13 protein-coding genes are annotated in these 15,787 nt (G+C 50.4%); 6 read left to right on the top strand and 7 right to left on the bottom strand.

The window, feature by feature from the left end; all coding sequences use genetic code 11:
• Positions 1–28: 28 nt before the first annotated feature.
• Together P0Y67_RS15965 and P0Y67_RS15960 are read right to left on the bottom strand one after the other, a co-directional pair.
• On the bottom strand, positions 29–1,324 hold the full coding sequence (locus P0Y67_RS15965) for a sigma-54-dependent transcriptional regulator (RefSeq protein WP_342392669.1): 1,296 nt from the start codon (positions 1,322–1,324) through the stop codon (positions 29–31).
• Positions 1,321–3,138: a sensor histidine kinase gene (locus P0Y67_RS15960; protein WP_342392668.1), complete on the bottom strand. Its 1,818-nt coding sequence runs from the start codon at positions 3,136–3,138 to the stop codon at positions 1,321–1,323. Before P0Y67_RS15960 ends, P0Y67_RS15965 begins: the two co-directional genes overlap by 4 nt.
• A gap of 256 nt (positions 3,139–3,394) precedes the next feature.
• Between P0Y67_RS15960 and pdxH the strand changes: the two genes are divergently transcribed.
• Positions 3,395–4,030 carry a pyridoxamine 5'-phosphate oxidase gene (gene pdxH / locus P0Y67_RS15955; RefSeq protein WP_342392667.1) on the top strand — a complete coding sequence of 212 codons (636 nt, stop codon included), beginning with the start codon at positions 3,395–3,397 and terminating at the stop codon, positions 4,028–4,030.
• A 43-nt stretch (positions 4,031–4,073) separates the two neighbouring features.
• Here pdxH and P0Y67_RS15950 read toward each other — a convergent pair whose 3' ends face one another.
• From P0Y67_RS15950 to P0Y67_RS15935, 4 genes are all read right to left on the bottom strand, one after another.
• Positions 4,074–4,784 carry a helix-turn-helix transcriptional regulator gene (locus P0Y67_RS15950; RefSeq protein WP_342392666.1) on the bottom strand — a complete coding sequence of 237 codons (711 nt, stop codon included), beginning with the start codon at positions 4,782–4,784 and terminating at the stop codon, positions 4,074–4,076.
• A gap of 563 nt (positions 4,785–5,347) precedes the next feature.
• Positions 5,348–6,538 (bottom strand): putative manganese transporter, encoded by a 1,191-nt coding sequence (locus P0Y67_RS15945; RefSeq protein ID WP_342392665.1) that lies wholly within the window; start codon positions 6,536–6,538, stop codon positions 5,348–5,350.
• Between the two features lie 86 nt (positions 6,539–6,624).
• A complete protein-coding gene (locus P0Y67_RS15940) occupies positions 6,625–7,581 on the bottom strand; it encodes an AEC family transporter (protein WP_342392664.1) in 957 nt (318 codons plus the stop codon).
• Entirely contained in the window at positions 7,497–7,913 is a 417-nt protein-coding gene (locus tag P0Y67_RS15935; protein ID WP_342392663.1) for a hypothetical protein, read from the bottom strand. The genes P0Y67_RS15940 and P0Y67_RS15935 overlap by 85 nt, the downstream gene beginning before the upstream one ends.
• 399 nt (positions 7,914–8,312) lie before the next feature.
• Here P0Y67_RS15935 and P0Y67_RS15930 point away from each other — a divergent pair, with 399 nt between their 5' ends.
• The 4 genes from P0Y67_RS15930 to putP all read left to right on the top strand — a co-directional run bounded on the left by P0Y67_RS15930 (position 8,313) and on the right by putP (position 15,001).
• Positions 8,313–9,098 carry an AraC family transcriptional regulator gene (locus tag P0Y67_RS15930; protein ID WP_342392662.1) on the top strand — a complete coding sequence of 262 codons (786 nt, stop codon included), beginning with the start codon at positions 8,313–8,315 and terminating at the stop codon, positions 9,096–9,098.
• A 371-nt stretch (positions 9,099–9,469) separates the two neighbouring features.
• Positions 9,470–12,580, top strand: a complete 3,111-nt coding sequence (gene putA / locus P0Y67_RS15925) for a bifunctional proline dehydrogenase/L-glutamate gamma-semialdehyde dehydrogenase PutA (protein WP_342392661.1) — start codon at positions 9,470–9,472, stop codon at positions 12,578–12,580.
• Between the two features lie 29 nt (positions 12,581–12,609).
• Entirely contained in the window at positions 12,610–13,311 is a 702-nt protein-coding gene (locus tag P0Y67_RS15920; RefSeq protein ID WP_342392660.1) for an aldehyde dehydrogenase family protein, read from the top strand.
• A 193-nt stretch (positions 13,312–13,504) separates the two neighbouring features.
• A complete protein-coding gene (putP, locus tag P0Y67_RS15915) occupies positions 13,505–15,001 on the top strand; it encodes a sodium/proline symporter PutP (RefSeq protein WP_342392659.1) in 1,497 nt (498 codons plus the stop codon).
• Between the two features lie 61 nt (positions 15,002–15,062).
• Here putP and P0Y67_RS15910 read toward each other — a convergent pair whose 3' ends face one another.
• Positions 15,063–15,515 carry a MarR family winged helix-turn-helix transcriptional regulator gene (locus P0Y67_RS15910; protein WP_342392658.1) on the bottom strand — a complete coding sequence of 151 codons (453 nt, stop codon included), beginning with the start codon at positions 15,513–15,515 and terminating at the stop codon, positions 15,063–15,065.
• A 126-nt stretch (positions 15,516–15,641) separates the two neighbouring features.
• On the opposite strand from P0Y67_RS15910, the gene P0Y67_RS15905 reads away from it, so the two are divergent.
• Positions 15,642–15,785 carry a hypothetical protein gene (locus P0Y67_RS15905; RefSeq protein ID WP_342392657.1) on the top strand — a complete coding sequence of 48 codons (144 nt, stop codon included), beginning with the start codon at positions 15,642–15,644 and terminating at the stop codon, positions 15,783–15,785.
• Positions 15,786–15,787 lie beyond the last annotated feature (2 nt).

The following is a 15,787-nucleotide window of genomic DNA, read 5'->3' as shown; positions in this document are numbered from 1 at the left end:
TCGGGCTCAGGCTCAGTGTGCTTTGCTGTTACTCTTTGAAATCCTGCTTATCTAACCCGTGCTTTTTCATTTTGTCGTACAGGGTTTTTCTTGCCAAAGCTAATTCCGACTGTACTTCTTTCAAACGGCCATTGTGCCGGCGTAGTGCGTCACTGATTAAGGTGAACTCGAACTGGTGTACACGTTCACTCAATGAGGGAAGAGGGGCATCAAGATCGAGTGTTTGGTGTTGGTCAAAATGGCTACCAAGCAGTACTAGTCTTTCTGACACCGACCTTAATTCACGAACATTTCCTGGCCAGTGGTAAGCAAGCAGCTTATTTTTTTGTTCGGCATTGAGTACGGGGGCTTCGATGTTATAGCGCGAAGCCGCGGTACGAATAAAGTTTTGAAATAATAATTCGATGTCTTCCTGGCGTTCACGCAATGGAGGCAATGACAGTACGCATTGCTTCAGGAGCTGGAAAAGCTCGCCGGAAAACTGTCCTTGCGAGGTCAGCGCATCAAGAGAGCGGCTGCTGCTGACTATCACGCGTGTCTTGTTGTGGTTTGAATTCACGGCTAGCTGGTCTTGTTGTGTAAGTTGATAAAGTAATCGCTGCTGCGATACGGCCGCCAACCGGTCGATATTCTCAAGGTACAGTGTACTGCCTGTCGCGTCTGACCATTTGCCGGCATGGCCGAAGCATAACTCTTCAAATTGCTGTTCGCTGAGATCCTGACACTTAAGCGATATCAAAGGCAGGTGCTGCCTGGGACTGTGGTCATGAATAAACTGGGCCACCATGCGTTTGCCTGTCCCTTCTTCGCCTTCCAGCAACACAGTCGATTCATCCTCCTGCAATTGATACAGGCTGCGTCGAAGTTGCTTAATGGCTAAGCTGTTACCCAAAATACGAGGGCCTGGACTACTTTGCGATGCCAGCTCTCGTTTCAGCTCCCGGTTCTCAAGGACCAGTTCCCGCTTGTCGCAAGCTCGCTTGACAACATCAAGCAGATGCTCGGTAGAGAAAGGTTTTTCCAGAAAATCGTAAGCCCCGATCCGCATCGCATCAACGGCGGTAGAAATATCGCCGTGCCCAGTCAGCATGATCACCGGCAGCTCTGCGTCTATCGCCAGTGCTTGTTGCAGAAACGTCATACCGTCCATGCCTGGCATATTAATATCTGTGATGATGACGCCCGGAAATTGATTGTCGAAAACGCTTAGCGCCTGGCGGGCGCTGGAGAATAACTGAACCTGATAATCTTCCAGTTCGAGAGTTTGTCCGAGCGAATCCCGGATTGCTTTTTCATCATCAATAAAGATGACTGGAGGTTTCATGCTTGTTCCTCTTTGCTCAGTGGCAAACTGATTTGAAACTCGGCTCCACCGCCTGTGTGGTTATGTGCAGTTAAACTGCCGGAAAACATATCAAGGATACGGCGACAGATGGTCAGCCCCAGTCCCAGGCCATCGTGCTTGGTGCTGAAAAAGGGGGTAAAGATCCGCTGTTTCTGCGTGTCATCCATGCCCGGGCCATTATCCCAAAGGGTGATGACGGCGCGCTGGCGGCCGGCATGCAGTGTGATACCAATTTTCTTATCGGCGACCAGTTCCTGTGCCTGAATGGCATTTTGCAGCAGATTCACTATCACTTGCTCAAACTGGACCGCATCAATACGGACAAAGACATCTTCAGTAAGCTTGAGTTGCAGGGCAACTTGATGCCTGGTCAGCGGTGCCTGCATCAGTTGAATGGCATTGCGAATCGATTGGGCGGCATCGGTACTGCTGTTGAGTGATTGTCCTTTGCGGGCAAAGATCTTGAAGCGAGCAATTATGGTGGAAATACGCTCGTTTAAATCGATGACCTGCTCAAGATTACTGGCGACCGCCTGATAGCGTTCTTTCTCCAACAGTTTCAGGCCATTTTCACAATAGGTGCGCATCGCAGACAGCGGCTGATTAATTTCATGATTGATGCTGGCTGAAAGCTCGCCCAGCATGGCCAGTTTGGCAGCCTGGATCAATTCGGTTTGTGTTTCTTTCAGTTGTGCCTGAGTCAGTTCGTATTGCTCAATAGTGTGCCACAACTTTTGGTTAGCCAGGTGCAAATGTTGGGTTCTGTCTGCCACCTGGTGCTCCAGCGTGTCGTTCAGCTCCGACAGCGCCTGCTTGGCACTGACTGTCTGCCACCAGTAAATCATGACAAGAATCAGCAGCACGTAAAAGGCGATAAACAGCAGTATGCTTTCAAATACATTGGTATAGATATGCATGCTGGGTGTAAAGCCATAAATCACCCAGCCTGCCGTCGCCATGTCATGGTGAGCCAGCAAAAAGGATTGGCTGCGTTGCCGTTGCGGCAGGTACATTTCTGCCTGCTGGTTGGTATTCAGTGCCTTCAGGCTCGGAAACTGGGTCAGAGGGTTCAGTGAAGCATCGCCGTACTGGCGGCTCTCTCTGACTTGTTGTTGCTGTGCGGCAGATAAGGGCACCAGGCTGTGGTAGAGCCAGGCGTCAATTGAGCTGTAAAACACGACGCCTTGCGGGTCGCTGATCACGTATTCAAGTTCCTGATATTGCCAGATTTCATCGACCAGATTGAGATCTATTTTGATGACAATCACGCCCTCGATCTGCTTCTGAGCATTAAATACGGGGGCGGAAAAGAAATAGCCCCGTTTGCCTGAGCTGACGCCAAGCGCAAAAAACTGACCGAGTGAGCCCTGAATCGCATCACTGAAATAGGGGCGGTAAGCGTAGTTGTTGCCGACAAAACTGTCGGCTTGTCCCCAGTTGCTGGCCGCCAGGGTATCGCCCCTGGCATTGAGTAAATAAATGGTGTCGGCACTCAGTGTCTTGGCCCAGTAAGCCAGCAGCAGATTGGTTTGCAGCATTTTGGCATCGCGTTCGCGCTGAGGACTTGATTGTGCATGCAGCGAGTCTAATAGCCTGGGATCATGGGCCAGCAGCTGGGGTAACTGCTGGTAGCGTGTAAGGCGCTGGTCGAGTTTCTCGCCGAGTAAGCGGATATCAGAGGTAATTTGTTCTGATAGCGTACGCGTAAAGTGCTGTTGGGTCAGGAAACCGATCAAAACAGAAAGTAGTATGCCCAGTCCGGCAATCAGGCCTAAGGTACGTGATTTTGGCAAAATCGGCGCTCTGTCTAAGTCAAAGTGGAATGAGCAAAATTAGCATCTTTCGCTGTCAGGCACTAAAGCTTATGTTTATCAAATTGATCGTGATCCTTGTATCGCCTTTCACCTTCAATAAAAACCGTTTACTTTGCAGGAGGTGCTTGTTTTTCCACACACTAAGGCGGACAATTTGACGCATTAACCAGTCCTAGCCTGAGCTCACTGCACCAGAGTGTTGGTGAGCCCTGGCAGTAAGTAAACGGAGAATACAATGGAGCTGTCTGATATTCGTCGCGAGTACACTCGGGGTGGGTTGCGCCGCCACGATCTGCCGGAACAACCGATTGAGCTTTTCAATCGCTGGCTGCAGCAGGCTATTGAAGCGGGCCTGACCGATCCTACGGCAATGACGGTGGCAACAGTCGATGCAACGGGCCAACCTTTTCAGCGCATTGTATTGCTGAAACATTTTGATCAGCAGGGCTTTGTTTTTTATACCAACTTAGGCAGCCGGAAGGCATCTCAGATTGAGCATAATAATAAGATCAGTCTGCATTTTCCCTGGCACCCGCTGGAACGACAGGTTCATGTTACCGGGGTAGCAGAGAAACTGACCACGCTGGAAGTGATGAAATACTTTTCATCAAGGCCCAAAGAGAGCCAGATTGCAGCCTGGGCCAGTAAGCAAAGTGCCCGATTAACCGCTCGTCAGGCGCTGGAAGGAAAATTCATGGAAATGAAGCAGAAGTTTTCCGCAGGCGAAGTCCCCTTTCCTACTTTCTGGGGCGGCTACCGTGTGAGAGTAACGTCAATGGAATTCTGGCAAGGTGGTGAGCATCGCCTGCATGATCGCTTCCTGTACGAACGTGAAGGTGATAATTGGCATATTGACCGTTTAGCGCCGTAAACAAACACAGCAAGGCCACCGTGAAGGTGGCCTGATTGTACTGTTATTCTTTCAGAATGATGGATAACTGGCTGGTAAGCATGCTTTCGGGAATGTGCGAGCCAAAACCAAGATCTAAAGCTAAATCGATCAGTTCATTTTTTGAATTGGCATTAAACTTTTCGCGCAGCTTAATCACATAGTTTTCTACTGTTTTTACTGAAACATTGAGCACCTTAGCAATGTACTGAGGTTTTTTACCGTAAAGCAGTAAGAACAGAACTTCAGATTCCCGTGTATTGAGCTGAACTTTTTGGCGGTGAAGATCTAAACTGAATGATTTTTGGTGTTGATCATTCAGACCTGCTGCCCTGCAAATCCAATGACCGACTTCAAGAATCGCGGTGTCTTTCAGTTCGATGCCTGAAAATATGGTGCCGACGACAGCATTCTCTTCATTACGCCATGGCATTTTCGTGAACAAGTGTGCTCGCCAGTTACCATCTGAGTACGGGTGTATATCCAGTACTCGCATGCGCTTTTCGCTGAGAATGACTTGATTGTCCTGATCTCTGAAGTTTTCTGCACACTCAATGGTGGGGCATGGCATATCGAAATCTGTGCGTCCAACACAGTCTAAATGATGCTCTACGCCTATAATTTTGCCATATTCATGATTGGCATAAACAAATACAGAGTCTTTATCTTTACAACCCCAACATCCAGGAAGCTGATTAAACATATGTAACAAAGTGGGATCGAGTGAATCTTTCACGCTTTAAGCCAGAGTTTATTATTTTGGTGGGCGGATTAGGTCTGAGTTTAATGGAAGCGCAGAATGTTACAATATTAGCTGACTGAAAAATTAGACAAGTATGGAATAAAATAGAAAAAAATGCCGGCCAAACTGGCCGGCAAAGACAAGAGTTTTACTCCGAAGAGTTCAATCCTGTACGACGTGTAGAAGAGGTATCCAATCAAGTTTGCATCTTTGATAAGAGGGTATATATCAAAGAACCTCATTGGGATGTATCCGGTTAGGATACTGCAGCCGATTTTAGAAAGGGTTTCCTCAACCGCCTACAGTTGCAACTATAGTGAAGCGGTCTCTTTTCGTTAAGGGGGGAAATCACCTATTGACAATAAGCGATGGTTGTGATTTGAGAGTGATTACCGTTTACAATATGATACTGGATGCTATTAAACGGTAAGAAATGAGTGCATAAGATAATAAAAAATCGACCAGAGGTCGATTTTTTTTGCGTTTTATCTCGAATAAATACGCTGGTAGCTCATAAATGTGCAATCAGACAGTAAGCGAAAATGTAAAAAGTGACGCTATTCAAAAAAATAATAATAACTATAAGCAACAAACAAGGCTGGCAGGCTGGAATACAGAGTCGCTACCAACGCAGCCTTGGGGGCGAGTGCAATGGCGGGAAAGAGCGCATCGCCATCATTGCTCAGCGCATTGCCCAACTGTGCCGACATGGGGATCGCACCGTGAAGATAAAAGCTCGTGATGAGAATTTGCGGTCCGCAGCCTGGAATAAGGCCAATTAATACGCCGGCTAACGGCAGCGCAGCACTCCACTGGCTGAGTGACGCCGCTATATCCCAGCCTGTCAGCTTGATGGCGACTTCAAAACAGAGGAAAGCACCAATCACCCAGGTTGTGACAAAATTCGTGTCCTGAGCCACACGCTGAAACAGGCTGGCTTTGTCTGATTTCGGATCTTCAGAAACGGCATCCTGATAACCCTGGATGTCGCGGCTGAGTGACCATAGCAGCATGGCGACCAGCGCAAAAAACGCGCCCAGAACGGCGATGCTACCCTCGGGTAAATGTAACAACGCATCTGTGTTGAGTTGGAACGAACCCATCACGGCAATCACTGCACTGGGAATCAGCAGCCATTGCCAGAATACTCCCTGCCAGCGTACCGCTGGTGCCTGGTAACCCGATGACGCTGCGTGACAACAAGGTGCTGTAGCTTGAGTGCTTTGGGGTTGCAAAAAGGTACTGCCATGAAGCGTATCGACCAGCCACCCACAGAGCATGCCAACCACTAAACCGATCACAATAACGAACAGTCCTGTGCTGGGTTTAGCCGCAAGCAAAAGAAAAGCGGCATCCCCCATGGTGGCTGTCAGCACGGCGACAACAGAGCCAAAGCTCAACTGACCACGGACAAATTGCGTGATCACTATGATTGCCCCACCGCAGCCGGGCAACGCACCCATAACAGATGCAAAGACAACCTGATATTGCCGGCTGCTTTTTAGCCGTAAGGTGAAAGCGGACTGATGGTTCAGCCTTTCTGACAGCCAATGATACAGCGCGAGAGTGATGGCGACATAGGCGGCGACTTGCCAGAATGCATCCGCAAGCACACTCACTGTCAGTTCACGAGTGGCAGGGGCTGCCAGCATGGCCGTCAGCAAAACGGGAAGAACAAGGCGTTTATTGGCGAGACGCCAGCGATAACCCAGTTTTTGGAATGGCGCGGATTTAACCTGAGATGCCATAGTCACTCTCAAATAACACTAAATAGGAATAGTTCTTATTTAATATCAGGTGAGAGTGATTATCAATTCTATTTTTGGATCACAAATCAAATTATTCCGGCTGTTTTTAGCAAAGTCAGGCCAAGGCTGCAGGTGAACATAGAGCCCAGTGTGGTCATCGCAATGATATTGGCCGCCAGACTGGCGTTAGCCCCCATTGCCCGCGCCATGACATAGCTTGCAGCGGCAGTCGGGGCGGCACTCATCAGAAAGATAATGCCCAGTTCTGTGCCTCGGAAACCGTAGCTGTAGCCAGCGAAGGTGATCAGTAGCGGAGCGATGATCAAGCGGGCACTGGTCGAAAGGTTGGCATTGCCCGACTCCTGTTTCAGCTGTCGCAGATCCAGGCTGGCACCGGTACACAGCAGTGCCAGAGGTAATGTCATGTCGGCAAAGTACCGGCCCGACTGCATCACAACATCCGGCAGGCGGAGATCCAGAAAAGTAAAAGGAAGCGCGCTGCAGATACTGATGATCAAGGGATTGGTGATGATCGACTTCAGTACGAAACGATGATCAAGGGAAGCATTGGCGGCGCTGGAGCGGCTGAGCGTGATCACGGCCATGATGTTATAAAGCACAGTGATCACGGCAACATAGAGCGCACCCACCACTATGCCTGGCTCGCCGTACGCATTGGCCACATAAGCCAGGCCTATAATACCCGTATTGGCTCGAAAAGCGCCTTGAACAACCACCCCACGTTCAGATGGCTCCTTGATCATCCTTCCAGCAATCACTTCAAATAAGAGGAATACCGCAATGTTAGCGAACGCGGCAAAGACAAAAAGCTCCCCGCTGCCCAGCTGATCTACATCGGCATTGACCAGATTGAGGAACAATAACGTGGGCAGGGTAACAGTAAACACCAGTTTGGAACCGGCCTGAGTAAAGGCATCATTGATGATCCCCCAGCGTTTTAAGGCGATTCCCAACGCCAGCATGATAAAAATAGGGCCAGTAACGGTAAATGAAAATGAAAGCTGCGTGAGAAATTCGCCCATTGCGTGTCCTTTCCACTCGGGTAAACAGCCATACGTTTTATCACAAAGTGTTTCAGGCAACAGCAACTAACCGGTTTATCTGTAACATTTTTTTCTTTCCTCCCTCTTTCGCTGCCCGCAAGGAAAAGGATGAGAAAATCTTTGTTACAAGCCGATATAGGCAGGGTGAATACACTGGAAAGATGATCAAGCAAGGATAAATAACGGCCTTTGTCATTTTGACTGGAAAGATGATCAAGCAGGATCCTTGATAATTTGATAAACCAGAGCCCGGCATCAGCCGCCAACCCTGGAAGTATGATCAAGTGAGTTTGCTTGAAAAGCAGATCCATTGGCCATCTCGGAAGGCGACAAAGCAGTCAGAGCGGATAAATAATCAAAGAAACTTTATTTAAGGTATTGATTGTTAATGGTATTTATGTTTTTGCTTGCAGAGGAAACCGATTTCTTGCCAGTGTCCCTTTCAGCGTGAATGCCAGGTATTGTGGTGGCTGAAAATTCAGCGGGATAAAATCCAAATGACATTGACCGTAAAAAGTTGAGTCTTGATCACGCTTCCGAGGTGTTTTTGATCGAAATCGGGCTGGTACACAGGAAAGATGATCAAGGTGAGCAGGTGCGAGATCACCAGAAATCAGCCAGCCTCTTTTCATTGTCAGGGCTTATCTATTATGATTCGCCTTTATATCGCGCCAGATGGCATACCTCAATCATTTACGCAGGGAGAACAGATGAAGGATAGTACCCATCCGTCAGGGTTCAAACCGGCGGAAATCATGAAGTTGCCTGAACAGATGGATCATCACAACCACGGGTATAATCAGGTAGTGATTGCTCTGTCCGGGCAAACTGAGTTTGAAATTGAAGGTTACGGCAGTCTGGTCTGTCCGGGGCAGGGGTGCCTGGTGACGGCAGAATCTGAACATGGTTTTTCCGGTGTGGGCAACAACGAGATTCTGGTGCTTAATGTGCCCGTCAATGACGCCGTACCCGACTATGGCGTCGAGCGCATGCAGAGGCTGTTCGAGCAATCCTCCTACTTTCATCTTGATAACCAGGCACAGACGCTGATCCGCGCGCTTTCAGCAGAAATGCTCGCTAACCCGGACGACTGGCTGTTGAGTAAGGCCTGCACCGATACCCTGATGTGCGTTTTGCAGCGTCATTTCAAGCCGCTGGCGTCCGAGCGCTATCTGCCGCGCCTGAACATGGATGTGATTGATCATTACATCCATCAGCATCTTTCACGTAAGATCACTGTCGCCCAGCTGGCAGGGCTGGTTTTCCTTGGTGAAAGCCAGTTTCATGTGGTTTTTAAAGAGCAGACAGGCGTCACGCCGCACCAGTATGTGCTGCAAAAGCGATTGGAGCTGTGCCGTCATCTGATGGAAGAGTCGCGCCTGAGTCTGGCCCAGATTGCTCAGGCGTGCGGCTTTTCGGGCCAGAGTAATTTCACCCAGGCCTTTTCCCGCCATTTCGGGGTGTCACCCGCCAAGTACCGCCGTCAGTGGAGCTGATTCCCTGGTATGCACAACTGTCAGCTCAGACGTTGCTGGCTGCTCTCTGACCGATAGTTGCTTATCTCACTATTTTCAACCACAGTTTTATGACTTTCCCTGTTATTGGACAAAGGGATCGGGCATCAGGACCGACTGTTTGCTGTTTCTTACATCAATTAAATAGAAAACAGTATTTTTTGCTAAATACTTGGGTCCAATTTTGTTATAAAGCGGACTTTTTAGATAAATTATCGGAGTTTTTGGTAAGACTCAGCGACAGGTACGAAATAAAATCCCCCGCTAAAGTAACACTGGTGTAACATTTATCCTGAATCACATGACAAACTGTGTTGATGGTTATTCAGGTCCACTATATTGAGGGAATGACTATGTTCAATGCGGCAGATGCCCTTCAGCCATCTTTTATTGAGCAACCTTTAGATGCACTATGGCAGCAGATTTCACCGTTATACTCGGTAGAAGAATCTGCCTGGCTGGAACAACTGTTGCCCCTGGCTGAGCCTTCTGAACAAGAACGCCAGTTCACTGTCGAGAAGGCGACACGCCTGATCGAACAGGTGCGCGCAGATCGTACCGCGATCCAGATGATCGATGCCCTGCTGCTGGAATACAGCCTGGACACCAAAGAAGGCATCCTGCTGATGTGTCTGGCCGAAGCCCTGATGCGTATCCCGGATGCGGCCACTGCTGACGCGTTGATCCGCGATAAGCTGAGCGTGGCAGACTGGAAGTCTCACCTTCAAAACTCTGATTCCCTGTTTGTGAATGCCTCGACCTGGGGCCTGATGCTGACCGGTAAAGTCGTCAGCATGGAATCCAAGGAAGATGGCAGCCCGGCCCGGGTGATCAACCGCCTGACCAATAAGATGTCTGAGCCTGTTATTCGCAAGGCGATGCACCAGGCGATGAAAATCATGGGTCACCAGTTCGTGCTGGGACGCACCATCGGCGAAGCGATGAAGAACGGTCAGGCCAAGCGTGATAAAGGCTTTACCTATTCCTTTGACATGCTGGGCGAAGCGGCGCTGACTCAGGACGATGCCAAGAAATACTTCAACGATTACATTGAAGCTATTGACGCTGTGGGTCTGGATAATAAAAAGCACTCCAAATCACCTTGCCCGACTGTGTCCATTAAACTGTCGGCATTGCATCCGCGTTACGATGTATCCAACGAAGGCCGTGTGCTGACAGAAATGTACGACACTGTGCTGGAGCTGCTGAAACGCGCCCGTGCGCTGAACGTGGGTATCACCATTGATGCGGAAGAAGCGGACCGTCTGGAACTGTCGCTGAAACTGTTTGAGAAACTGTACCGTTCAGAAGTCGTAAAAGGCTGGGGCCGTTTTGGCCTGGTCATTCAGGCTTATTCGAAACGTGCTCTGCCTGTGCTGACCTGGCTGGCGGCGCTGAGTAAAGAGCAGGGCGATGTGATCCCGATGCGTCTGGTAAAAGGCGCCTACTGGGACAGCGAGCTGAAAATGTGTCAGCAAAGCGGCTATCAAGGCTATCCGGTTTATACCCGTAAAGAGGCGACGGATACCTCTTATCTGGCGTGTGCCCGCTTCCTGCTGTCTTCCCATGTGCGTGGCCTGATTTTCCCGCAATTTGCGAGCCACAATGCACACACTGTCACTGCCATTCTGGCGATGGCTACACACCGCGATTTCGAATTCCAGCGCCTGCACGGTATGGGCGATGCACTGTATAACCATGTGATGGATATCTACGGTGTGAATGTGCGTATTTACGCTCCGGTCGGTAGCCACAAAGACTTGCTGCCGTACCTGGTACGTCGCCTGCTTGAAAACGGTGCCAACAGTTCTTTTGTCCACCGCCTGGTGGATGCGCGCTGTCCGATTGACTCTCTGGTGCAACACCCGGTGGATGTGTTGCGCTCGCGTCCGACGCTGCATAACCATTTAATCCCATTGCCAAAAGATATTTTTGGTGCCGACCGCAAGAACTCAGCCGGCATTAATATTGATATCGAATCTGAATGGATTCCTTTCCGTGATTCGGTCGAGGCATTCAAAACGCATCACTGGATGGCTGGCCCGATTGTTAACGGCGAAGTGCAGTCAGGCGATATTTTCCACGTCACGGCCCCTTATGACCGTCGTGAGTCCGTCGGTGAAGTGGCGTTTGCCTCAAGCGATCTGGTAGCAAAAGCCATTGATGTTGCCGCGCAAGCGTTCCCTGCCTGGGCCGGCACTCCTGCCGCAGAGCGTGGTGCCTGCCTGCTGCGTCTGGCCGATTTGCTGGAAGCGAACACCGGTGAACTGGTTGCCCTGTGTCATCGTGAAGCAGGTAAAACCATTCAGGACGGTATTGACGAAATCCGTGAAGCCGTCGACTTCCTGCGCTTTTATTCGCACCAGGCGGCCACGGAATTTGCGCAAGGCAAATCAGTCGTCGCTTTTGATGGCCAGTCACGCACCTTGTCGTATCAGGGACGCGGTGTCTTTGCCTGTATCAGTCCGTGGAACTTCCCGCTGGCGATTTTCCTGGGTCAGGTATCGGCGGCACTGGCTGCGGGTAACACAGTGGTGTGTAAGCCGGCTGAACAAACCTCGCTGATTGCCTTCCGTGCTATCCAGATGATGCTGGAAGCCGGCGTACCGGCGGGCGTCATCCAGTTCGTACCCGGCCGTGGCGCGGAAGTGGGCTCAGTGCTGACTTCTGATGAGCGTATTGCCGGTGTGGCCTTTACCGGCTCGACAGAGACAGCACAGCGGATCAACCGCACTCTGGCGGCGCGTGACTGCGATCCTGTGCCATTCATCGCGGAAACCGGTGGTCAGAACGCCATGATTGTCGACAGTACGGCGCTGCCTGAGCAGGTGGTGCGCGATGTGGTTCGCTCGGCATTTGCGTCCGCCGGTCAGCGATGCTCGGCGCTGCGGGTGCTGTTTGTGCAGGAAGATGTGGCGGATCGTATTATCACGCTGATCAAAGGCGCGATGGCCGAATTGTCGGTGGGCCGCCCTGAACTGCACAGCACGGATGTTGGCCCTGTGATTGATAAAACCGCCAAGGATAAATTGCTGACTCACATTGGCGCGCTGAAAAATCAGGCCAAAATGGTGGCTCAGGCAAGCTTAAGCCCGGATTGCAGCCATGGTGATTTTGTCCTGCCGACAGCGTTTGAAATCCGCGGTATCAATGTGCTGCAGAACGAAAACTTCGGCCCGATTCTGCATATCGTGCGCTTTAAGGCAAACGAGCTGGATCAGGTGATTGACCAAATCAACCAGACTGGCTTTGGTCTGACGATGGGCGTTCACAGCCGTAACGAGCGGACTTACAGCCATATTGAGCGCCGTGCCCGCGTGGGTAACTGCTACATCAACCGTGATCAGGTGGGTGCCGTGGTGGGTGTTCAGCCATTTGGTGGTCAGGGTCTGTCGGGTACAGGTCCGAAAGCCGGTGGACCGCACTACCTGTATCGCTTCACTAAAGATGTGTTCACTGCGTAATGGCTGCCGGAATTGGGAAGGAAAGAAAGATGACAACAAGTATTCAAGCGCTCGTCGATCAGAGCAATGCCGCCTGGGAAAACTGGAATGGTCAGGGCTTTGAAAAACGCATTACCAAGCTGACTCAGTGGAGCAGTACGCTCGATGCGGATGTGGCCGCTATGGTGGCGTTTCAGTGCCGCAATGCCAACGAGCATGTGGCAGAAACGGAATTAATGCCGGGGCCAACCGGTGAAACCAATGAACTCTATTGCGCCGGCCGCGGTATCTTTGTGGTCACAGCCGAAGCGACAGCACCTCTGGTGGCGGTGGCCGGCCAGCTGACGGCCGCGCTGGTTACAGGTAACACTGTGCTCTTGTCTCTGCCGGAAGGGTACGAGAAATCAGCTCAGCAAATTGTCACTGAACTGGAAAAGGCTGAACTGCCGAAAGGTGTTGTACAGTCAGTGAGCACTAACGAACTTGACGTGTTAGTACGCCATGCTGGTGTTGCCGGTGTGGTGTTTGCAGGAAAACGCGAGACAGCCCTGGCGCTGTCCCGTGATTTAGCCGCCCGTGACGGGCTGCTGGGTCAGCTGATTGCAGAGTCGGATTTTGAATCTTATCCTGTGATTGGCAGCCCGACTTATTCGCTGCGTTTCGTAACTGAAAGAACACGTACCATCAATATCACAGCGGTGGGCGGCAACGCGACGCTGCTGGAATTGGGGAGTGGCGAAGAAACACATTAATGTTGATGGTGACTGTTACCAGTGACTCGTGACCTGAACCGTCAATCGATGGATTGGCGGTTTTTTAACAAGGACTCTCAGGTACGTTGTACGAGGTGGAGCAGAACCCAGTCAGCACAGAGGCTGAATTAAATCAGCATCATTCAATAAGCTCTTGCAACGACGGGAGCAACAATAATGAGGGAACACAAACATGATAGAAAATAGCTTTGCTATCACAAGCACGTTTTTCGTGTACCTGATTGCTATGCTTGCAATCGGTTATTACGCTTATAAACGTACTGCAAACTCATCTGATTACTTTCTTGGTGGCCGTTCGTTAGGGCCCTGGCCAGCGGCGCTGTCTGCCGGTGCATCGGATATGAGTGGCTGGCTGTTGCTCGGACTGCCGGGCTATGCCTTTGCAGCGGGTATAGAATCACTGTGGCTGGCAGGTGGTCTGCTGTTAGGTACTTACCTGAACTGGCTGATTTGTGCCAAACGCCTGCGCACCTATACCATTACCGCTGAAAATGCGATCACCATTCCTGAGTATCTGTCGAACCGTTTTAAAGATAACTCCAAGTTAATTCAGACAATTTCAGCCTTCTTCATTTTGTTGTTTTTCCTCTTCTATACCAGTTCAGGTTTAGTGGCAGGCGGTAAGTTGTTTGAAACCGTCTTCGGTATGGATTACAAAATTGCCGTTGTGGTCGGTACGCTCTGCGTGGTGTCTTATACCCTGTTTGGTGGCTTCCTGGCGGTATCCTGGACTGACCTGGTGCAAGGCCTGCTGATGGCGGCGGCACTGATGATAGTGCCTATTGCTGCGATGCAAGGCGGGTTTGGCGATCTGGCGGCCGCTCTGGAAGCTAAGAACCCGGAACTAATGACCTTGTTTAACGACGTCAAAGGTGAGCCGCTTACCGCAATCAGTATTATTTCTCTGGCCGCCTGGGGCCTGGGTTACTTTGGCCAGCCTCACATTCTGGCGCGTTTTAACGCCACCCGTTCTAACCGTGATATCACAACGGCGCGTCGCATCGCTGTGATTTGGTCGGCACTGTCTATGGCCGGTGCGATCCTGGTGGGTCTGGTCGGTATTCTGTATGCCGATAACCAGCTGGGCGGTAACCTGGAAGATGGCGAAAAAATCTTCATGCTGCTGGTGAATGCGATTTTCCACCCAGTGATGGCCGGTATTCTACTGGCGGCGATTCTGGCGGCTATCATGAGTACGGCTGACTCCCAGTTGCTGGTGTCCTCTTCTGCGCTGGCTGAAGATTTCTACAAGCAAGTGATCCGTAAAAACGCCTCCACAGAAGAAATTGTGACTGTGGGTCGTGTAGCGGTGATCGTACTGTCGATTATTGCACTCATGCTGGCAATGAATCCTGACAGCACAGTGCTGGGTCTGGTGTCTTACGCCTGGGCGGGCTTTGGTGCTGCATTCGGTCCTGCTCTGCTGCTGAGCCTGTACTGGAAAGAGATGAACCGCAACGGCGCATTGGCTGGTATTGTTATCGGTGCGCTGACCGTGGTTATCTGGAAACAGCTGACTGGCGGCATCTTCGATATGTATGAAATTGTTCCCGGATTTGTTTTTGCAACCATTGCCATTATTGTGGTCAGCAAAACGACGGGCGGTGCGTCATCTGAATTGCACGCACAGTTCGATACCTATGAGAAGAACCTGAAAGAGTTTGACTAAACCCTTTAGCAAACCCTGACTCTCTAAATGCGCAGCTTTGGTTGCGCATTTTTTTTACCTGTTACTCTACAGCAGACAGTTGTTCGTAGAGCGTATCGCAGGTGGATTTCAGGGCTTTTAGGGTTTCCAGCGACATATCCAGTTTGCAGAACAGTGAGGCCGGCACTTGCTGCGCGCTCTGCTGCAAGGCTTTACCTGCATCTGTCAGGCTGATCTCGCGGACTCTTTCATCGGTTTCACTGCGCCTGCGACTGACCAGCCCTTTTCCTTCAAGACGCTTCAGCAGCGGCGTCAATGTGCCTGAATCGAGATGAACTTTCTCGCCTAACGCTTTGACACTCAGGCATTCTTTTTCCCACATCACTAGCATCACTATGTATTGCGAATAAGTCAGATTGAGCGCATCCAGTATGGGCCGATAAGCCCGGATCATAGCGTTAGAAGCGCTGTAGAGCGAAAAACAGATCATGTCATCCAGTGTGACTCGGGCAGGTATTTCAGTGGAATTGGCCATGTTCCATCTCCGGAATAGATAGAGTTCAATTAAATTGTGCGCAATATACTTGCGTTCGATCTGAAAATCGATCTAAGATTGCGTGAAATTAAATTGCACACAACTTAATTGTGAGAGGTTAATCTGATGAAAACAATTTATACCACTTCCGCAAAAGCAAGCGCCGGTCGCAATGGTCAGGTGAAGAGTGATGATGGTTTGCTGGAAACCCTAAAAGCCCTGAAATCCACCTGCGATACGCTCTACGAACAACTGTCTGCTGTAGAGTAACA

This window comes from Photobacterium sp. SP02 (genome assembly GCF_038519165.1).
In the GTDB taxonomy this organism is placed as follows: domain Bacteria; phylum Pseudomonadota; class Gammaproteobacteria; order Enterobacterales; family Vibrionaceae; genus Photobacterium; species Photobacterium halotolerans.
This window is presented reverse-complemented; position numbering and strand designations above follow the sequence as displayed.